Source organism: Lysinibacillus sp. NPDC086135, assembly GCF_044746345.1.
Lineage (GTDB): Bacteria > Bacillota > Bacilli > Bacillales_A > Planococcaceae > Lysinibacillus.
The window spans coordinates 164,585-184,010 of record NZ_JBIVCA010000011.1 but is presented as its reverse complement, the minus strand read 5'-3'; the positions used below and the strand labels follow the sequence as shown (position 1 = coordinate 184,010).

Below are 19,426 nucleotides of genomic sequence, written 5' to 3'. Positions count from 1 at the left end.
GATGTCCAAAATTTTGTTTCGTTCACTAACTCATGGTTAGTTAATAAAAACTTTATTGATTACGTTTTGCTTGTTCAGTTTTCAAGGTTCATTTTTTCATTTACTGCGTCACCTCTTGGCGACTTATACATAATAACATCGATTATTCATGAAAGTCAACACTAAATCATAAGTTTTTTTAGGAACTTATTTTTTCATATCAATTATGCCTCGGCTAATTGCGTCCGGAATCGGCTTTATGCTTAGGTCTGCAAATGGTTTTTGTGCGAAAGTGTAGCGTCTGTAGCACCGATGCAGGTCAGTTAGCCGTTATCGCATGGATGCGACGTGACAAAGCTTTGGGTCAACACGATGTTCTTAGACGTTTTCACAGGGAGTAGCTGAGATCCGCATTCATCTCACCGCCCAGGAAACATTTGTAGCTGACGTTTCACTTTCGCTACGAAAACATTTGCTGAAAGAAGTTAAAAATATAGAAACGAGGTCGTTAAGATGGTTCGTAAAACGTTGATTTCACTGTTTTTAATCGTAATACTATTTGTCTTTATAAAGCCGATAAATTCTACTATGATTTCTGTATTCAACATTGCTGATGCTCCAGCAGTTGTAACAAAAGGACATTATGGTACATCACTTATTGTCGAAATTTCTTTCTCTGATGACACCCTGTTGGACTGGCTTAAAACTGTAAAAGAACCTTATCCGCTTCTATTGTTAGATGCTGCATGGATTGAACGTTCACCTGAGCAACTAAAAATCATTCAAGAGCGAAAACTACCTACAGGATTATTAGGACCTGAGGATTCAGTAGATAAGCCAATTGATCTTGCCGTCGTTCAAAAAGATATTAAAATTTACGAAAAGCATTTTCAAAAAACACCACTTTGGTTTGCAACACGAAATCACCAGTATTCGCAGGATTTACAAAACAACTTATTTCAACAGCAGATGAATATACTTTCTCCCTCTCTCATCTGGAAAGGTGAAAAAACACCTAAATTACAAAAGGGAGATTTTGTTTTTATGTCTTTACACCAAAATAATAAGATCTCGTTTAAAGAGCTGAATACATTTCTACAACAAAATAAATTTATGTCGATTGAGGAAAATATATTCGGCTATAAAGTTCAAACTAAAAAATCACCATAAAAAAGAAGTTGCCTCCAAAAATAGAGGCAACTTCTTTTTATTATGCATTTTTAGCTTGTTCACGACGACGTGCTTTGCGGCGCGCTTCTAATTTTTGACGATCTTCTTCGGATTTTGCATTATATTTTGGTAATACTAATAATTGATAAGCATTTACAGCGAGAAGTGGGAATAGTAAAAGTGCAACATACTCGTTAATATTTTCATCACGACCCATTAATGCAATTGTCCATTCAAGTGTTGTAACGACAATCATAAAAAATAATGCCGAAATGAACACATGTTTTTTCCCTGTTAATTTTACTTTTTGAATGGCTGTTGCAATAGCACCTAATAGTAATACAATTAACAAACCAACATAGAATAACCAGCTTTGACCATCTTTTACACCTGGTATAAAGCGGAAGAATATAATATCAAAAATAGTAATAGCAATTAATAACAGCTGTACCCAATTCCATAATGTAAGTGTTCTAAAAATATTTACTCCCACTTGATGAAGCGTTAAATAAGCAAAAAAGCCCGCTTGTGCAATAACACTCATCGTAAATCCTAAGAAAACCATCCATAAAAGCCCGGCAAAAAATTCGCCCCAGTGACCGTTTGTTATGTATGGTTGGAAGAAGTCCCATCGAATAAATAAACTGCAAAGTCCGTTGACTGCGCCACCAACGAGCATTGCAAAGAAGAAAAACTTTGCCCAATTTCGTATCGTCACAACTAAAAGTCCCCCAATTTCTAAATGTATATCTGTACTTATTTTAACAATGCATTGTTAAAAAAGCTATTTCTCATCGTAACCAATACATAAAGTCATCATAAATGTGAACAATAATTGAAAGAGTCTATTTATAGAAAGGACTGACGATTGATGCGAAAATTCTTCTTACTACTAATCCTAATGCTTTTTCTTTCTGCCTGTTCTTCACCAGATAAAGCCTCTACCATGTCCTATGATGAAATAAAAAAAATAATGATCGACTCTTTACAAACCGAGGATGGTAAAAAGGCGTTGCGAAAGCTTTTAGAGGAACCAAGTTTCCGTGAATTATTGGTTTTGGAGCATGATGAAGTGAAAAAAGCTACCGAAGCTACACTGCTTTCCAAAGAAGCAGAAGACTTTTGGAAGAAAACATTCGAAGATCCAAAGTTTAAAGAAACTGTAGCTAAAAGTATGCAAAAGCAGCAACAGGATATTATGAAGGAATTAATAAAAGATCCCTCTTTCCAAAAAGATATGGAAGCTTTCTTTGGCCAGCCAGATATGCAAAAGCAGTTAGAGACTATTTTAAAATCCTCCAATATGAGAAAACAAATGGAGGAAGTCGTCAAGGAAACGATTGAAAGTCCGCTTATGCAAACGAAATGGCAGGAGCTTATTAAGAAAAGCGGTGGCGAGACAGGTAAAGCTAGCGGCGGTAAAAAAGAGGCTGGTGGCAGTGGTGGAGGTAATGAGCAAAAAGGCTCTGAGTAACCACTCATATATGAAAAACGGATTTCCTCCATTGTTCGAGGAAATCCGTTTTCATTATTTATTTAATTTATTAATGATGTTCGTCGCGATGTCTAAATAAATTTGTCCTGTTGTGTGTTTTTCAGCATAAACAGAAGGTGCAAAATCTTCCTCTGACCAGTCAGGCTGACCAAGAGGAATTTGACCAAGTAGCTCTGTACGTAGTTCTTCTGCTAACTTAGGACCTCCTCCTTGACCGAATACGAATTCACGATCACCTGATTTCGATTCATACCATGCCATGTTTTCAATAACACCTAAAATTTCATGATCTGTTTGTAAAGCCATTGCACCTGCACGAGCTGCAACGAACGCTGCGGTTGGGTGCGGTGTTGTTACGACAATTTCTTTTGAAGAAGGAAGCATTTGGTGAATATCTAATGCAACGTCACCTGTACCTGGTGGTAAATCCAATAATAGATAGTCTAGTTCACCCCATTCTACATCACGGAAGAACTGATCTAACACTTTCCCTAACATTGGCCCACGCCATACAATCGGTGCGTTATTTTCAACAAAGAAGCCCATTGAAATCATTTTCACACCTAAACGATCAACAGGGAAAATCCGATTGTCTACCACTTTAGGCATATCTGTAACACCCATCATATCAGGCACACTGAATCCATAAATATCAGCATCAATTAAGCCAACCTTTTTACCTAGACGAGCTAATGCAACAGCTAAGTTAACTGAAACTGTAGATTTCCCTACACCGCCTTTACCAGAGGCAATTGAAATAACTTGGACTGTGCTAAGTGGAGATAAAATATCTTGTGCCTCAGCCTCAGTTGCTACGCCACGGAAGCTCTGTAGTTTTTCTGCTGACAGCTCTTCGAAACGAATACCTACTGTACTTGCACCTGCTTCTTTCAGAGTTTCAACAATTTTCATTTGTAGCTGTAATTGTTCAGGTGTATTAGTTTTAGCAATCGCAATTTTTACACTGACATGATTCTTCTCTTCTTTTATTGCTACGTTTGTAATACCGTCTGTTTCTGCAAATGATTTATGTAAAAATGGATCTTGTAGTTGTCCTAGTATTTCCCGTACTTGTTGTTCAGTTATCACGACGAACACTCCCCTTATATTATCTCAATGTTAGTATATCATATATGATTTGATTTACGTTGTGTTGTTGCTCTATTCAATTTTAGCTAATAAATACTCTTCTATACCTTCAACAATAGCATCTCCCATTTTTTCTTGGTATTTCTTATCAGTTAATAGTGCACGTTCCTCATCATTACTTATAAATCCTGTTTCTACTAGTGCAGCAGGTACCTCAGCTTTTTTCAGTAAATATATTTGTTGTATAGACATTGCTTCTCGATCTGTATTTTTCAAATTAGTGCGAATGGAATCTTGAATGCTCTTTGCTAAAAATTCACTTTCAGCATGTCCTTCTTTATGATAAAATACCTGAGCTCCACGCCATTTTGTTTCAGGAATGGCATTTGCATGAATTGTAATAAAAATATCCGGTTTTTCTTTTTCTACTATGTCTTTTCTTAAAAAGATGTCCTGCTTTTTTCGTTCTCTCAATGTTCCAAACTTTTCTGATGCCGCGTGCTCATCAATAACATCGCCATCTTTTGTTCGTGTCATTACGACTATTGCGCCTTTTTTCTTTAATTGCTTCTCCACATGCTGGGCAATTGCAAGTGTAATAACCTTTTCAATTACTTCGCCCTTTGAAGCACCTCCATCCTGACCTCCGTGTCCCGCATCAATGACAATTTTTATGCCACCAAGTGGGTCCGGTAAGAAGAAGTTACGGTTCGAAGCATTCGTTTCATATGCCACGACCACTATACTCATTAGCATAATTACTCCTAGTGCAAGCCAGCGCTTCACCCATATCCACCACCCTTTTACAGATAGTGTACGAAGTTAGTGATTGAACTATGCCAGAAAGTAAAAAAAACTCTCAAGTATTAAAGTTGAGAGTTTAAACTTGTAATGGAAGATACTTTATTAGTAATGCTAAAACGGCATTACTCCATTAATAATACATGGACTAAAGCCGTTAATTTTTATTTTAGTGTAAATTCTGGTTTATACTTACCTGTATAAGGTTCATGCTCAACAAATACTGTTATATCCTTACCGTCTTTATCTTTACCAGTTCTGATATATGTGAATTTCTTATTATTTAGTTCAGTAATTTCGAGTACAACCCCATATTTATTTTCACCAATTGAAACATGAGCTCTTAATTTATTTCCATCGATCACATTAAAGTATCCATAGTCACCACGACTTTTACCTGTTTTAGGATTGAAAAATTCATATTTATTCGTATTAGCATCGTATTTCGCAATGCTAATAAAATTTGTATTATATTGTGTTACATCATTTTTACTTGTATCTAATACAACTGTTCCTTGCCAAAGTGTACCAGCTAAAATTTTATCTCCATCAACGTCCTGAACAATAGGACCTGTAGAATTATTTAATTTTTTATCTGGTGCAGTAAATGTTAAGTGTTTTTCCTTATAAGGGACATGCTCAACAAATACCTCTACATCGCTACCATTTGCATCTTTCCCCATTCGTTTATAAGTAAACATTTTATTTGTTAGCTTAGTAATATCCGCAATTTCTTGGTAATTTTTTGTTTCTGAGATCAATATTCTATGCTTTCCATCATTCGTAATAAAGAAAACCCCTTTATCGTCGATGCTTCCAGCTGTATTCGGATCGAAGAATTCATAGCGTCCTGAATTAGCGTCATATTTCGCTAGGCCCATTAAATTTGAATTTTCCGCTGTTAAGTCTTTATTATTTTTATCGTAAACTTTTGTGGCTTGCCAATCTGAACTACTAAGAATTTCAGCATTCGCTTGACCGTCTGTTATTTCTACCTGTCTTTGGTCTGCCTTATTTCCTGTTCTTACTTCTTCAGTTTTTTTTACATCAGTCTTATTACCACATGCACCAAGAAGCGCCATTGCCGCAATGGATAATATTAATAGCTTTTTCATATATTGACCTCCATTTTCAGAATTACCAACCTAAAAATAGTATCAGCCATTTCTATATAAATTACACATCGTAATTGCTATTTATACAACAACAGTGCCACAGGATATTTTGAAACACTTGAACTTGAAGTATCAAAACATTAAAAAACCCCTTCTCGAAAATTCGAGAAAGGGCTTGTAAACGTTGATATAACAACGATATTAACGTTTTGAGAACTGAGGTGCACGACGAGCGCCGCGTAGACCTGGTTTTTTACGTTCTTTCATGCGTGAATCACGAGTAAGTAATCCAGCAGATTTTAATGCAGCACGGAAATCTGGGTCTACTTGAAGTAGAGCACGAGCGATACCGTGACGTACTGCACCAGCTTGACCAGTGTATCCACCACCGTTAACGTTTACGTGGATGTCATAGCTTCCTGTAGTTTCAGTTGCTACTAATGGTTGTTTAATTACTTCACGTAATGCAGCGAATGGTACGTATTCTTCGATTTCACGTTTGTTGATAACAATTTTACCTGTACCTGGTACTAAACGTACGCGAGCTACAGAGCTTTTACGGCGACCAGTGCCGATGTATTGAACTTGTGCCAAAGTAATATCCTCCTCTTAATTTATATTATCCGCGAAGCTCGTATGCTTCTGGTTTTTGTGCAGCATGTGGATGCTCTGTTCCAGTGTAAACGTTAAGTTTAGTGAACATTTTGCGACCTAAAGAGTTTTTAGGAAGCATCCCTTTAATTGCTAATTCGATCATTCTTGTTGGGTACTTGTCTAGCATTTCACCAGCAGTACGAGTTTTTAAACCACCCGCAAATTGAGTATGGTGACGGTATAGTTTACCCTCTAATTTGTTACCAGTTAAATGGATTTTGTCAGCGTTGATGATGATTACGTGATCACCTGTGTCAACGTTTGGTGTGAATGTTGGTTTATGTTTACCACGTAAGATAGCAGCTACTTCAGAAGCTAAACGTCCAAGAGTTTGGCCTTCTGCATCAACTACTAGCCATTTACGGTCTACTTCGTGACCTTTAGCCATGAATGTTGTACGCATGTATATATCCTCCTAATCGATTCGATTACCGTTATTTTTCATTAGACTACACTATAAGTTTTCGGGGCTTATTTGTGGTGGTAATGAAAATACCATCTGTTATCATATAATGAATGACTTTTAAAGTCAAGCGATTTCAATAAACACCTGGCGAAGTTGTTCAGATTCATTGATTGGTTAAATTAGGGCTTTTATGAGCCTTCATTTTTAAAATAATAATGTTATTTCGTGTCAAAAATTTCATATCATTATAATGGCTCATCACCAAAACGAGTGGTTGATTTCCGTTCCGACTGGGCGCTTTCCTGGGGGCGTCCGATGAGCCGCTTCGCTACGCTGCAGGGTCTCGGGCCAACACGATGTTGGTCACGAAGGCGTTATCACAGGATGTGATGCTTTTAGCCTTCGTTCCTCTATCGCTGATCCCCGAGGAGTCGCCAAGTCTCCACTCCAATCAACTTATCCTCATGATATACGTTAAACAAATGACAGCCCAACTTTGGATAAGCCATTTTAATAGAAGACTTTCTCAAGATATAGGCCTTGTGGAGGTGCAGTTTTGCCTGCTTGATCGCGATTCATAGATTGAACGACTAGCCCCACGTTCTCAATGTCACGACGTCCTATACCAACTTCCCAAAGTGTGCCTGCAATGATGCGTACCATATTATATAAGAAGCCATTTCCTTCAATCACCATATGAAGCTCTTCACCATACCACTCAAATTGTAGTGTAGTCACTGTACGGACCTTATCTTTGACACTTGTATTGGCTGCACAAAAGCATGAAAAGTCATGTGTACCGATAATAGCCTTTGCTGCCTCCTGCATTGCCTCAACATTTGGTTTCACACCATTTGTCTCTACAGTGTATTGTCTGCGGAATGGACTTTGTACAGGCTCACATGACCATATATATCGGTACCGCTTTCCTGTTACACTGTAGCGCGCATGAAAATCAGCAGCTACTTCTTCCATCGACATTACTCGAATATCTCTTGGCAGTTGAACATTTAATGCCTTCATGTATTTATCTACCGGAATCGCTAGTGGTGAATCAAAATGCAATGTTTGGCCTGTTGCATGTACCCTTGCATCTGTACGTCCACTAGCTGTTACCTTTATCTTTTCCCCTTTATGCATAATGGCTAGAACACGCTCAACCTCAGCCTGCACTGTGCGTTCTCCAGGCTGTACTTGATACCCAGAAAATTGCGTTCCATCATAACTTATAATTGCTTTTAATCGTCGCATAAAGCTTACTCCTTTTAACTTCTATAGAAGAATAGTAAAACGGCCATTGCTACTAATAACACAAGTGAAAATGTATCACTCATATCCCATTTTAGCTTGCGATACCTCGTACGCCCTTCGCCTCCACGGTAACCTCTTACTTCCATAGCTGTTGCTAAATCTTCGGCTCGTTTAAAAGCACTGACAAAGAGAGGTACCAGTAATGGCACAACCGCTTTAATGCGATCTTTAATTGGCCCAGAAGATAAATCTGAACCACGTGCCATTTGTGCTTTCATAATTTTATCTGTTTCATCCATTAACGTTGGAATAAAGCGCAATGAAATAGACATCATCAAAGCCAACTCATGTACTGGCACTTTCACCGCTTTTAATGGATTTAACAGTACTTCAATACCATCCGTAATGGAAATTGGTGATGTTGTAAGCGTTAAAATAGATGTCATAAACACTAGAACTAGGAAACGTATCGAAATAAAGATCCCTTGACGAATACCTTCTTCGTAAATAGTAATAAACTTCCACTCAAATACTAGTGCACCTTCTTTCGTCATAAATATATGAATTAAGAAGGTAAATGACATTAAAAAAATTACTGGTTTTAGACCATTAATTAAAAAATATAAACGAATATTTGATATTAGCACAATGAGTAAAGTAAAAGCTAATAACAAGGCATATGTCACTGTGTTGTTTGCTAAAAAAACAATAATAATGAATGCAAACACAAATATAAGCTTTGATCGTGGATCGAGCTTATGAACTGGAGAATTTCCGGGAAGGAAGCGACCAAATATCATTTTCTCCATCATGACTGTCCACGCTCCTCTCTTAGTACCCGAGCAATTTCAGCTGCTAGCTCTTCTTCGGTTAAGCAGATCTTTGAGAAGGATTTGTTTATCATTGCTTCGATTTTTTGTTGAAAGCGTACGATACGAGGTGGTTCTAAGCGAAAATTTTTTAATGTCTCTACATCTTTAAAAATTTCTTGTGGTGCGCCACTTAGTACATTTTTCCCTTCATGCATAATGACAATATTGTCTGCATAACGAGCTGCGTCCTCCATACTGTGCGTTACAAGAATCGTCGTTAGGCCGCGTTCCTTGTGTAGCTTATAAAACATATCCATAATCTCTTTCTGACCGCGTGGATCAAGCCCTGCAGTTGGTTCATCTAAAACAATAACTTCAGGTTCCATCGCTAAAACGCCAGCAATTGCTACCCTGCGCATTTGTCCGCCTGATAAATCAAAAGGTGATTTTTCAAGTATGTTCTCTGGTAAGCCGACTAAGCCTATAAGTTCCTTTGCTCGTGCTTCTGCCTCTTGCTCTGATACACCAAAATTCATAGGGCCAAACATAATATCCTTTAATACGGTTTCTTCAAACAGCTGATGCTCCGGGAATTGAAACACAATACCAACCTTATGACGTACAGCCTTTAAATCCTTCGCCCTTTTCCCAGCTACAACAATGCGATCTCCTATATGTACTTCCCCAGAGGTTGGTCTTAGAAGTGCATTGAAATGCTGAAGAATTGTCGATTTACCGGAACCTGTATGTCCGATAATTGCCTGATACGTATGTGAAGGGATTTCAAAATCTACATCGAATAATGCACGTTTTTCAAAAGGTGTACCCTGTGAATAGGCATAGCTTACTTGTTGAAGTTTGATGTCCATAAATCATTCACCAACTCTTCTTCTGTCATATGTTGTCCCATTAATGGAACACCTTCCTTTTGTAATAGCTTTGATAACTTCATGGCAAATGGTAAGTCTAGTCCAAACTCAACTAACTTGTCCCCAAGTGCAAAAATTTCACCAGGTGTACCCTCAGCAAATTTCTTTCCATCATTCATAAAGAGAACACGATCTGCAAGCATGGCTTCCTCTAAATCATGCGTAATAGATATTACCGTTAACCCTGTTTCAGCACGTAAAGTTTGAACAGTGTGTAATACCTCAGCACGCCCCTGTGGATCTAACATAGAAGTAGCTTCATCTAATATAAGGAGCTTGGGTTTCATCGCAAGTGCACCTGCAATAGCAACACGCTGCTTTTGACCACCTGATAAGTGATGTGGCTCATGATCTAAAAAATCGCTCATTTTTACTTGCTCAAGTGCCGCATGTACACGTTCTACCATCTCTTCAAACGGTACTCCGTTATTTTCAAGAGCAAAAGCAACATCATCCTGCACTGTCGCTCCAACAAATTGATTGTCTGGATTTTGGAAAACCATGCCTATCTGTGAACGGCTTTCCCATAGGTTTTCTTCACTTAATGGTTCTCGTAATATACGTACATCGCCCTGCTGTGGGTATAACAAACCATTCATAAGCTTTGCAATGGTGGATTTACCAGAACCGTTATGGCCAACAATGGCAATCCATTCCCCTTCTTGAACCGCAAAGCTTACATTTTCAACAGCATTGCGACTTTCTTTTTCTTCTGGTGTATATGAAAATGTCACATTATTTAATGATAAAATTTCTGGCATTTCTAGAACTCCTCTCTACATGCTCAGCTCTACTAACTAACTTACACTTTTTTATGTATGAATTCTACTACAATCATTATGTCAATAAAAGAAAAGTGCTAAAATCACTTTTCATTTATTTTTTTAAAACAAATAGGACTAAATATAATTTATAGAATACATCAAATATTGGTGTGGAGCACCTCAAACATTACCGTAACTGCATTCTATAAATCAGCCTATAAAAAAAAGCACCACTAAATTGGCGCTATCATACTTCCCTAAAAAATAAAAAAGCGCGCACCTCATTCGAAATGCGCTAGTCGTTACATTTTCAAGAAACACGGGTGCTCAAGCCCTTGTTCCATTTGAATGAGGTGCGGAGAGCTAAACGAGACGCCACACAACAGTGTCCGCTCATCATAACGCTCAGCTTAATTATTTGTCGTATAAATCGTTTATAAAGAAAGAGGGTGGTGATTCCACCCTCTTCATCACTTGTCTTCTCTAATGATTAAACTAATTCAATCACTACAACAGGTGCACCGTCACCACGACGAGGACCTACTTTAAGAATACGAGTGTAACCACCTTGACGCTCTGCATAACGTGGTGCAACATCATCAAATAACTTTTGAAGTGCAAATGAAGTTGTTTCGTTACCTTCTGCATCAGTAGTTGTTACTAGTTCACGACGGATGAATGCAGCAGCTTGACGGCGTGCATGTAAATCACCGCGTTTACCTAAAGTAATCATTTTTTCAACAGCTTTACGTACTTCTTTAGCGCGAGCCTCAGTAGTTTCGATACGCTCGTTGATGATTAAATCAGTAGCTAAGTCACGTAACATCGCTTTACGTTGAGAACTTGTACGACCAAGTTTTCTGTAACCCATGGATGTTTCCCTCCTTTATAAAAAAATATCTGATCTTGTAAGTTTTGTTTAAATCGCTTAGTCTTCTTTGCGTAACCCTAAACCAAGCTCTTCTAACTTCGCTTTTACCTCTTCAAGTGACTTACGTCCAAGGTTACGAACTTTCATCATATCGTCTTCTGACTTATTCGCAAGTTCTAGTACTGTGTTAATACCAGCGCGTTTTAAGCAGTTGTAAGAACGGACAGAAAGATCAAGTTCTTCGATAGTCATCTCTAAAACTTTTTCTTTTTGATCTTCTTCTTTTTCGACCATGATTTCAGCTGTTTGTGCCTCATCTGTCATGCCAACGAAGATGTTTAGATGCTCGGTTAAAATTTTTGCTCCGAGCGAAATCGCCTCTTTCGGACCGATGCTACCATCTGTCCACACATCAAGAGAAAGTTTATCGTAGTCAGAAGACTGACCTACACGAGTATTTTCCACTTGGAAATTGACGCGTGATACTGGAGTGTAAATAGAGTCGATCGGGATCACGCCGATAGGAAGATCCTCACGTTTGTTTTGATCAGCAGGAGTGTAACCACGGCCGCGTTGTGCGTACATACGCATACGTAAATGACCGTTTTTAGCGATTGTTGCAATATATAGATCCGGGTTTAAAATTTCTACATCACTGTCATGTGTAATGTCAGCAGCTGTAACTGTACCATCGCCTTTTACATCAATCTCAATAACTTTTTCTTCGTCAGAGTAGATTTTAAGAGCTAGTTTTTTCACGTTCAAAATAATTGAAGCTACATCCTCTACAACGCCTTCTACAGTTGAGAATTCGTGAAGAACACCGTCAATTTGAATTGAAGTGACAGCAGCTCCTGGTAATGAAGACAGAAGGATACGACGTAAAGAATTACCCAAAGTGTTTCCATATCCGCGTTCAAGCGGTTCTACAACAAACTTTCCATATTTGGAATCTTCGCTGATCTCCACCGTTTCAATCTTTGGTTTTTCAATTTCGATCATTTTATTTACCCTCCTTCAAAACATCGAATGTATAGGTTCTTTCCATCATAGATTCGATCGTCAATGACGTATCGTTTATTATCTGCACAAGACAGTCTGTACAAAAAATGATGTTCTCATACAATATGAGACGCACCCATTACACGCGACGACGTTTTGGCGGACGGCAACCATTATGAGGAACTGGAGTAACGTCTTTAATAGCAGTTACATCTAAACCAGCAGCTTGAAGTGCACGAATTGCAGCTTCACGACCTGCACCAGGACCTTTAACAGTTACTTCCAACGTTTTCAGACCATGTTCAAGGGATGATTTAGCAGCAGTTTCTGCAGCCATTTGAGCAGCGAATGGTGTAGATTTACGTGAACCACGGAAACCAAGAGCACCAGCACTTGACCAAGATACAGCGTTACCTTGCATATCTGTAATCGTTACGATTGTATTGTTGAATGTAGAACGAATGTGTGCAATACCAGATTCGATATTCTTTTTCACACGACGTTTACGAGTTTGTTGTTTACGAGCCATGTTAAGAAGGAACCTCCTTTACTGATTATTTTTTCTTGTTCGCTACTGTTTTACGAGGACCTTTACGCGTACGCGCATTGTTCTTCGTATTTTGACCACGAACAGGTAAACCACGACGGTGACGGATACCACGGAATGAACCGATTTCCATCAGACGTTTAATATTTAATGAAGTTTCGCGACGTAAGTCACCTTCAAGTTTGTATGAGTCTAATTGTTCACGGATTTTGTTTAACTCATCTTCAGTTAAGTCGCGTACGCGTGTATCTTCTGAAATACCTGCGTCAGCTAATACTTTCTGAGCTGTAGTTTTACCAATACCGTAAATGTAAGTTAATGAAATTACCACGCGTTTGTCGCGAGGAATGTCAACACCAGCAATACGTGCCATGTACGTTGTGCACCTCCTTTAAAATTATCCTTGTTTTTGTTTGTGTTTAGGATTTTCACAAATTACCATTACTTTACCGCGTCGGCGAATTACTTTACATTTTTCGCAGATCGGTTTTACAGATGGTCTCACTTTCATCTAACCTAACCTCCTTAGTAGTCCGGAGCGCAAAAGATTATTTAAAACGGTATGTGATACGACCGCGAGTTAAATCATAAGGTGATAACTCGATAGTAACCTTATCTCCAGGTAGAATACGGATAAAGTGCATACGAATCTTACCAGAAACGTGTGCTAGAATTACATGTCCATTTTCTAATTCTACCTTAAACATCGCGTTTGGCAAAGTCTCAACAACTGTCCCTTCGACTTCAATTACATCATCTTTCGCCATCTACTCTGTCTCCTCTCTATATGCAAATTAAAGTTCTCATCGTTACATCAAACGGATATCTGCTGCAACTATAGAAGCAACCTCGTTTCAACATATGTTTGGATTGTATGAGAGATGTTTGAAAGACGCTCGTCTGGTTTCGCTTCACACAATCCACGGAACATACAGAACCATTAAGGGCACTGAACCTCCCATGTTTACACGAATACCGGAATGTCTTTGATGAGATATTCATACCCGTTACACAGATGCTTCCACGAAACCCATTATACTCTTTCAAAAGTAATGTTGCACTTTTTAAAAGAAATATATACCGGGCACAATATGCTTTTGCAACTCTCAAAAAATTATGTTTCGTTGTTGCTCCCGCATGCCTCCCGCGGAAGCAGTATTCTGCGCCCGGAGCCGGGTATCAGCTGCGGCTGCCCTGTAATAGAGCATCAAGATCAGCAAACACTTTGTTAATATCTTGCTGTCCATCAATATTTGTTAACACACCTTTTACTTCATAGTAGTCAAGTAAAGGTTGTGCTTGTTTCATATTTACTTCCAGACGGTTTGCAACCGTTTCAGGATTATCATCCGCACGTGTATAAAGCTCGCCACCATCTTTATCACATTTTCCTTCCTCAGCTGGAGGATTGAAAACAAGGTGATAAGATGTACCACAAGTTTTACAAATACGACGACCTGATAGACGAGCAACTAGCTCATCTTTTTCAACTTGAATGTTAATTGTATGCTCAATAGCTTTACCAAGATCAGCAAGAATGCTGTCTAAAGCTTCAGCTTGAGGAACAGTACGTGGGAATCCATCTAATAAGAAGCCCTTTTCACAATCATGTTTAGCAAGTCGTTCACGAACAATACCAATCGTTACTTCATCAGGTACTAGAGCACCTTGATCAATAAACGATTTAGCCTGCAAGCCTAGTTCTGTACCATCTTTCATAGCAGCACGGAACATATCGCCTGTAGAAATATGAGGAATCGCGTACTTCTCAACAATTTTATCTGCCTGTGTACCTTTACCAGCACCTGGCAGACCCATTAAAACGATATTCATACGGAAATAATCCTCCCACAAAAGGTTTGCTGATTTCAGGAAACGATAAAACGTTCCCTAAAAACCAACATTACTTCATAAAGCCTTTGTAGTGACGTTTAACAAGTTGAGATTCTAGCTGTTTCATCGTTTCCAGCGCTACGCCGACTACGATAATAATACTAGTACCACCGATCTGCACTGTGGCAGGTAGTTTCATAATGTTTATGAATATAACCGGCATTACTGAAATAACAGTTAAGAAAATCGCACCGACAAATGTCAGACGATATAACACGCTTGTTAAATACGTTTGCGTACTTTCACCCGGACGAATACCTGGAATGTAAGCACCTTGCTTTTTCAAGTTATCTGCCACATTTTCTGGATTCACTTGTACGAATGCATAGAAATATGTGAACGCGACGATCAATGCAATGTAAACAATCATCCCAACAGGTTTAGAATAATCAAACGTGTTCTCAATGAATGTTGTTACAGCACCTTCGCCAAAGAACGGAGCTAACGTACGTGGTGTCATCAGAAACGCTGATGCAAAGATTACCGGAATAACCCCTGCAGCATTTACTTTTAACGGTAAATGCGTTTGTTGAGCACCTGTTTGTTGGTTGCGTCCAGTAACTCGTTTAGCATATTGAATTGGAATTTTACGTAGTGCTTGTTGCACGTAGATAACTCCAACAACAACTGCAAGCATAACTAAGATAAGTAAACCAAGAATTACTAGATTGATAAATAGCTTATCTCCAGCGCCCTCGATTTGCTGTGCATAGATTTGGTTAATGCCATTCGGTAATGCCGCAACGATACCTGCGAAAATTACAATTGAAATACCATTACCAACACCATGCGCAGTAATTTGTTCAGCAAGCCATACTAGGAATGCTGTACCCGCCGTTAATACAATAGAAATCGTAACATATGTTAATATTCCTTCTTCTTTAATCAATGATCCACCATACATTTTGTTAAAACCAAATGACATTGCGAATGATTGAATAAAGGCAAGAACAATTGTAAAGTAACGAGTAAATTGAGCAAGTTTACGTCTTCCGACTTCACCTTGCTTTGCCCACTCAGCAAATTTCGGTACTACGTCCATTTGCAATAACTGAACAATAATTGAGGCCGTGATGTATGGATATATTCCCATCGCGAAGATAGAGAAGTTTTTCAAAGCACCACCGCCAAAAGTATTCAGGAAACCAACGAGGTTGAACTCATCAGTTACCTTTAATACATTAGCGTCAACGTTTGGCACTGGTACAAACGTACCAATACGGAAAACGATTAACATTAAAAGAGTGAAAATGATTTTATTTCGTATATCTCGAACACGCATAAAGTTAGAGATCGTCTGAAACATTAAATCACCTCAGTAGTTCCGCCGGCATTCTCGATTGCTTCTTTAGCTGAAGCAGAGAATTTATGAGCTTTTACTGTAAGCTTTTTATCAAGAGTTCCGTTTCCAAGAACTTTAATTCCAGCTTTTTCATTGCTCACTAAACCTGATTCAAGTAATAATGCAGTTGTTACTTCTGCACCATCTTCAAAACGGTTTAATGTGTCAAGATTAACGATCGCGTATTCTTTACGGTTAATGTTAGTAAAGCCGCGTTTCGGTAAACGACGGAATAAAGGGTTTTGACCACCTTCGAATCCAGGGCGTACACCGCCGCCAGAACGAGAGTTTTGACCTTTATGACCTCTACCTGCAGTTTTACCGTTACCAGAACCGATACCGCGACCTACGCGGTTACGTACTTTACGGGAACCTTCTGCTGGTTTTAACTCATGAAGTTTCATATTGGATGGCACCTCCTTGTTCGTTAATTAAAAATTAGTTTTCTTTTACAGTAACTAAGTGAGCTACTACATCAATCATACCGCGAGTAGCTGCATTATCAACTTTCTCAACAGTTTGGTTTAATTTACGTAAACCTAGTGCTTCAATAGTTTTGCGTTGTGCTGGTTTAGAACCAATCACAGATTTTGTAAGGGTGATTTCTAATTTGTTAGCCATTATCTTTCCCCCCTTATCCTAATATTTCTTCCACTGATTTACCACGTAATTTAGCTACGTCCTCTACGCGTTTTAATTCAGTTAAACCTTGAACAGTTGCACGCACCATATTGATTGGTGTGTTAGTTCCAAGTGATTTTGAAAGAATATCAGTAATACCAGCAAGTTCTAGTACGGCACGTACTGGACCACCAGCGATAACTCCTGTACCAGGAGCAGCAGGTTTAATTAGGATTTCTCCTGCACCAAAGCGACCTTGCACTAAGTGTGGAGTTGTTCCACCTACGCGTGGCACTTCGATTAAGTTTTTCTTCGCATCTTCAACAGCTTTACGGATAGCATCTGGCACCTCTTGAGCTTTACCAGTACCGAAACCAACGTGACCGTTTTTATCGCCAACTACAACTAATGCTGTGAAGCGGAAGCGACGTCCACCTTTAACAACTTTAGCAACACGGTTAATAGTAACTACGCGTTCTTCAAGTTCTCCAAGTTTGTTTGCGTCAATTCGACTCATGAAATGTGTCCCTCCTTTTTATTAAAATTCTAAACCGTTCTCACGTGCAGCTTCAGCTAAAGCTTTAACACGTCCATGATATAAGTAACCACCACGGTCAAATACTACAGCAGTAATATTTTTTTCCGTAGCGCGTTTTGCGATTGTTTCACCGACTTTAGTTGCAGCATCAACATTGCTACCAGCACTTTCAAAACCATTTTCTTGAGAAGATGCGCTAACGATTGTTACGCCTGCTACGTCATCGATTAGTTGCGCGTAGATGTTCTTGTTAGAACGGAATACGTTTAAGCGTGGACGCTCAGCAGTACCCGAAATTTTAGAACGTACGCGTGCATGACGTTTTTTACGAACCTGATTTTTATCTTGTTTCGTAATCACAAGGGTCACTCCTTTCTAATGCTTAAGCAGCATTATTTACCTGTTTTACCTTCTTTACGACGAACGTATTCGCCTTCATAACGGATACCTTTACCTTTGTAAGGCTCTGGTGGACGCACGTCACGGATGTTAGATGCAAGAGCACCAACACGTTCTTTGCTGATACCTTTAACGATGATTTTAGTGTTTGAAGGAACTTCAACTTCTAGACCATCTTCAGGTGTGAACTCAACTGGATGTGAATAACCTACGTTAAGAACAAGTTTTTTTCCTTGTAATTGCGCACGGTAACCGACACCGATAAGTTCTAATGATTTTTCGAAACCTACAGAAACACCAGTAACCATGTTCGCTAATAGCGCACGAGTCGTACCGTGGTTTGTGCGGTGTTCTTTTGAATCAGAAGGACGAGATACAGTGATTACGTTACCTTCTTGCTCAATTTTCATATCTTGGTGGAAAGAACGAACAAGTTCGCCTTTAGGACCTTTAACGGTAACTGAGTTGTCAGCTGCAACAGTAACAGTTACGTTAGCTGGTACCTCGATAATTTTTTTACCTACACGAGACATTTAGTTGCACCTCCATTCATTTATTGCTAATTACCAAACGTATGCTAGAACTTCGCCGCCAACTTGTTTAGCGCGAGCTTCTTTATCTGTTAATAAACCTTGTGAAGTTGACACTAAAGCGATACCAAGACCGTTCAGTACTTTAGGAACTTCATTTGTTTTTGCGTATACTCGTAGACCAGGTTTAGAAATACGTTTTAAACCAGTGATAACGCGCTCGTTATCTTTACCGTATTTTAAGAAGATACGGATGATACCTTGTTTGTTGTCTTCCACGTATTCTACGTCACGTACGAAACCTTCACGCTTTAAAATTTCAGCGATTTCTTTTTTCACGTTGGAAGCTGGTACTTCTAACTTCTCGTGACGAACCATGTTCGCATTACGAATGCGAGTAAGCATATCTGCAATCGGATCAGTCATTGTCATTACATTTACCTCCTTCCCAAATTAGGGGATTACCAGCTGGCTTTTTTCACGCCAGGAATTTGTCCCTTATATGCAAGTTCTCGGAAACAAATACGGCAAAGTTTGAATTTGCGATATACAGAGTGTGGACGGCCACAGCGTTCACAACGTGTATATTCTTGCACTTTAAACTTTTGCTTACGTTGTTGTTTAACGATCATAGATTTTTTAGCCACGTTTTCGCCCTCCTTGTTTAATTACTTTTGGAACGGCATACCGAATTGTGTCAATAACTCGCGAGCTTCTTCATCAGAATTCGCTGTCGTTACGATCACGATGTCCATACCGCGTACTTTTGAAACTTTATCGTAATCGATTTCTGGGAAAATTAATTGCTCTTTAACACCTAAAGTGTAGTTACCGCGACCGTCGAATGCTTTTTTAGAAACACCACGGAAGTCACGTACACGAGGTAGTGAAATTGAGATTAATTTGTCCAAGAATTCATACATACGCTCACCGCGTAATGTAACTTTAGCACCGATAGGCATACCTTCACGTAGACGGAAACCTGCGATCGATTTTTTCGCTTTAGTTACAACTGGTTTTTGACCAGTGATAATTGTTAATTCTTCTACAGCTGCATCTAATGCTTTTGAGTTTTGAACTGCATCACCAACACCCATGTTGATAACGATTTTGTCAACTTTCGGCAATTGCATAACTGATTTATATCCAAACTTGCTCATAAGAGCAGTTGAAACTTCATTTAAATATTTTTCTTTTAGGCGGCTCATTTGTGTACCT

Annotated in this window: 28 protein-coding genes and 1 pseudogene; 2 read left to right on the top strand and 27 right to left on the bottom strand. The window is 38.9% G+C overall.

Translation table 11 applies throughout. The features are described from left to right. Nucleotides 1-492 precede the first annotated feature (492 nt). Nucleotides 493-1,149 carry a hypothetical protein gene (locus ACIPKN_RS15910; protein ID WP_400937706.1) on the top strand — a complete coding sequence of 219 codons (657 nt, stop codon included), beginning with the start codon at nucleotides 493-495 and terminating at the stop codon, nucleotides 1,147-1,149. Nucleotides 1,150-1,189: 40 nt separating this feature from the next. Here ACIPKN_RS15910 and ACIPKN_RS15905 read toward each other — a convergent pair whose 3' ends face one another. Continuing rightward, nucleotides 1,190-1,867 (bottom strand): KinB-signaling pathway activation protein, encoded by a 678-nt coding sequence (locus tag ACIPKN_RS15905; protein ID WP_400937704.1) that lies wholly within the window; start codon nucleotides 1,865-1,867, stop codon nucleotides 1,190-1,192. 153 nt (nucleotides 1,868-2,020) lie between these two features. Between ACIPKN_RS15905 and gerD the strand changes: the two genes are divergently transcribed. Continuing rightward, on the top strand, nucleotides 2,021-2,623 hold the full coding sequence (gene gerD, locus ACIPKN_RS15900) for a spore germination lipoprotein GerD (protein WP_400937701.1): 603 nt from the start codon (nucleotides 2,021-2,023) through the stop codon (nucleotides 2,621-2,623). A 54-nt stretch (nucleotides 2,624-2,677) separates the two neighbouring features. Here gerD and ACIPKN_RS15895 read toward each other — a convergent pair whose 3' ends face one another. The 26 genes and pseudogenes from ACIPKN_RS15895 to rplE all read right to left on the bottom strand — a co-directional run bounded on the left by ACIPKN_RS15895 (nucleotide 2,678) and on the right by rplE (nucleotide 19,416). After that, nucleotides 2,678-3,733 carry a P-loop NTPase gene (locus tag ACIPKN_RS15895; protein WP_400937699.1) on the bottom strand — a complete coding sequence of 352 codons (1,056 nt, stop codon included), beginning with the start codon at nucleotides 3,731-3,733 and terminating at the stop codon, nucleotides 2,678-2,680. Between the two features lie 72 nt (nucleotides 3,734-3,805). Beyond that, a complete protein-coding gene (locus tag ACIPKN_RS15890; protein WP_400937697.1) occupies nucleotides 3,806-4,519 on the bottom strand; it encodes an N-acetylmuramoyl-L-alanine amidase in 714 nt (237 codons plus the stop codon). A 179-nt stretch (nucleotides 4,520-4,698) separates the two neighbouring features. Continuing rightward, complete coding sequence (locus ACIPKN_RS15885; protein ID WP_400937695.1) at nucleotides 4,699-5,649, bottom strand: DUF4822 domain-containing protein; 951 nt, start codon at nucleotides 5,647-5,649, stop codon at nucleotides 4,699-4,701. 201 nt (nucleotides 5,650-5,850) lie between these two features. Continuing rightward, a complete protein-coding gene (gene rpsI, locus ACIPKN_RS15880) occupies nucleotides 5,851-6,243 on the bottom strand; it encodes a 30S ribosomal protein S9 (protein WP_004233744.1) in 393 nt (130 codons plus the stop codon). Nucleotides 6,244-6,268: 25 nt separating this feature from the next. Next, on the bottom strand, nucleotides 6,269-6,706 hold the full coding sequence (gene rplM, locus ACIPKN_RS15875) for a 50S ribosomal protein L13 (protein ID WP_049662886.1): 438 nt from the start codon (nucleotides 6,704-6,706) through the stop codon (nucleotides 6,269-6,271). Between the two features lie 513 nt (nucleotides 6,707-7,219). Next, nucleotides 7,220-7,960, bottom strand: coding sequence for a tRNA pseudouridine(38-40) synthase TruA (gene truA, locus ACIPKN_RS15870; RefSeq protein ID WP_400937693.1), 741 nt, complete (start codon nucleotides 7,958-7,960; stop codon nucleotides 7,220-7,222). 14 nt (nucleotides 7,961-7,974) lie between these two features. Beyond that, nucleotides 7,975-8,772, bottom strand: a complete 798-nt coding sequence (locus tag ACIPKN_RS15865) for an energy-coupling factor transporter transmembrane component T family protein (protein ID WP_400937689.1) — start codon at nucleotides 8,770-8,772, stop codon at nucleotides 7,975-7,977. Next, complete coding sequence (locus tag ACIPKN_RS15860; RefSeq protein WP_400937686.1) at nucleotides 8,769-9,641, bottom strand: energy-coupling factor ABC transporter ATP-binding protein; 873 nt, start codon at nucleotides 9,639-9,641, stop codon at nucleotides 8,769-8,771. Before ACIPKN_RS15860 ends, ACIPKN_RS15865 begins: the two co-directional genes overlap by 4 nt. Continuing rightward, nucleotides 9,617-10,462 carry an energy-coupling factor ABC transporter ATP-binding protein gene (locus ACIPKN_RS15855; protein WP_142509887.1) on the bottom strand — a complete coding sequence of 282 codons (846 nt, stop codon included), beginning with the start codon at nucleotides 10,460-10,462 and terminating at the stop codon, nucleotides 9,617-9,619. Before ACIPKN_RS15855 ends, ACIPKN_RS15860 begins: the two co-directional genes overlap by 25 nt. A gap of 493 nt (nucleotides 10,463-10,955) precedes the next feature. Then, nucleotides 10,956-11,336 carry a 50S ribosomal protein L17 gene (rplQ, locus tag ACIPKN_RS15850; RefSeq protein ID WP_012296051.1) on the bottom strand — a complete coding sequence of 127 codons (381 nt, stop codon included), beginning with the start codon at nucleotides 11,334-11,336 and terminating at the stop codon, nucleotides 10,956-10,958. A 57-nt stretch (nucleotides 11,337-11,393) separates the two neighbouring features. After that, the gene (locus ACIPKN_RS15845) at nucleotides 11,394-12,338 is read right to left on the bottom strand and encodes a DNA-directed RNA polymerase subunit alpha (RefSeq protein ID WP_004233733.1); all 945 of its coding nucleotides are present in this window, start codon (nucleotides 12,336-12,338) and stop codon (nucleotides 11,394-11,396) included. A 139-nt stretch (nucleotides 12,339-12,477) separates the two neighbouring features. Further along, nucleotides 12,478-12,867: a 30S ribosomal protein S11 gene (gene rpsK, locus ACIPKN_RS15840; RefSeq protein ID WP_142509888.1), complete on the bottom strand. Its 390-nt coding sequence runs from the start codon at nucleotides 12,865-12,867 to the stop codon at nucleotides 12,478-12,480. A 25-nt stretch (nucleotides 12,868-12,892) separates the two neighbouring features. Next, nucleotides 12,893-13,258, bottom strand: a complete 366-nt coding sequence (gene rpsM, locus ACIPKN_RS15835; protein WP_049662875.1) for a 30S ribosomal protein S13 — start codon at nucleotides 13,256-13,258, stop codon at nucleotides 12,893-12,895. A gap of 24 nt (nucleotides 13,259-13,282) precedes the next feature. Beyond that, complete coding sequence (gene rpmJ, locus ACIPKN_RS15830; RefSeq protein WP_000868344.1) at nucleotides 13,283-13,396, bottom strand: 50S ribosomal protein L36; 114 nt, start codon at nucleotides 13,394-13,396, stop codon at nucleotides 13,283-13,285. A 37-nt stretch (nucleotides 13,397-13,433) separates the two neighbouring features. Then, a complete protein-coding gene (gene infA, locus ACIPKN_RS15825) occupies nucleotides 13,434-13,652 on the bottom strand; it encodes a translation initiation factor IF-1 (protein WP_004233690.1) in 219 nt (72 codons plus the stop codon). Nucleotides 13,653-13,738: 86 nt separating this feature from the next. Further along, nucleotides 13,739-13,816 (bottom strand): annotated as a pseudogene (locus ACIPKN_RS15820) (type I methionyl aminopeptidase); the annotation flags it as partial. A gap of 248 nt (nucleotides 13,817-14,064) precedes the next feature. Next, the gene (locus tag ACIPKN_RS15815) at nucleotides 14,065-14,718 is read right to left on the bottom strand and encodes an adenylate kinase (RefSeq protein WP_142509889.1); all 654 of its coding nucleotides are present in this window, start codon (nucleotides 14,716-14,718) and stop codon (nucleotides 14,065-14,067) included. A gap of 70 nt (nucleotides 14,719-14,788) precedes the next feature. Continuing rightward, a complete protein-coding gene (secY, locus tag ACIPKN_RS15810) occupies nucleotides 14,789-16,084 on the bottom strand; it encodes a preprotein translocase subunit SecY (protein WP_400937681.1) in 1,296 nt (431 codons plus the stop codon). Then, nucleotides 16,084-16,524 carry a 50S ribosomal protein L15 gene (rplO, locus tag ACIPKN_RS15805; RefSeq protein WP_142509891.1) on the bottom strand — a complete coding sequence of 147 codons (441 nt, stop codon included), beginning with the start codon at nucleotides 16,522-16,524 and terminating at the stop codon, nucleotides 16,084-16,086. Before rplO ends, secY begins: the two co-directional genes overlap by 1 nt. Before the next feature lie 34 nt (nucleotides 16,525-16,558). Beyond that, on the bottom strand, nucleotides 16,559-16,741 hold the full coding sequence (rpmD, locus tag ACIPKN_RS15800) for a 50S ribosomal protein L30 (RefSeq protein ID WP_142509892.1): 183 nt from the start codon (nucleotides 16,739-16,741) through the stop codon (nucleotides 16,559-16,561). A 13-nt stretch (nucleotides 16,742-16,754) separates the two neighbouring features. Beyond that, on the bottom strand, nucleotides 16,755-17,258 hold the full coding sequence (gene rpsE / locus ACIPKN_RS15795) for a 30S ribosomal protein S5 (protein WP_049662867.1): 504 nt from the start codon (nucleotides 17,256-17,258) through the stop codon (nucleotides 16,755-16,757). A 21-nt stretch (nucleotides 17,259-17,279) separates the two neighbouring features. Continuing rightward, nucleotides 17,280-17,639: a 50S ribosomal protein L18 gene (gene rplR, locus ACIPKN_RS15790; RefSeq protein ID WP_142509893.1), complete on the bottom strand. Its 360-nt coding sequence runs from the start codon at nucleotides 17,637-17,639 to the stop codon at nucleotides 17,280-17,282. Between the two features lie 32 nt (nucleotides 17,640-17,671). Beyond that, nucleotides 17,672-18,211, bottom strand: coding sequence for a 50S ribosomal protein L6 (rplF, locus tag ACIPKN_RS15785; protein WP_100542760.1), 540 nt, complete (start codon nucleotides 18,209-18,211; stop codon nucleotides 17,672-17,674). A 30-nt stretch (nucleotides 18,212-18,241) separates the two neighbouring features. Beyond that, nucleotides 18,242-18,640: a 30S ribosomal protein S8 gene (gene rpsH, locus ACIPKN_RS15780; RefSeq protein ID WP_008181717.1), complete on the bottom strand. Its 399-nt coding sequence runs from the start codon at nucleotides 18,638-18,640 to the stop codon at nucleotides 18,242-18,244. Between the two features lie 29 nt (nucleotides 18,641-18,669). Beyond that, on the bottom strand, nucleotides 18,670-18,855 hold the full coding sequence (locus tag ACIPKN_RS15775) for a type Z 30S ribosomal protein S14 (protein WP_004233656.1): 186 nt from the start codon (nucleotides 18,853-18,855) through the stop codon (nucleotides 18,670-18,672). 21 nt (nucleotides 18,856-18,876) lie between these two features. After that, the gene (gene rplE / locus ACIPKN_RS15770) at nucleotides 18,877-19,416 is read right to left on the bottom strand and encodes a 50S ribosomal protein L5 (protein ID WP_079562362.1); all 540 of its coding nucleotides are present in this window, start codon (nucleotides 19,414-19,416) and stop codon (nucleotides 18,877-18,879) included. Nucleotides 19,417-19,426 lie beyond the last annotated feature (10 nt).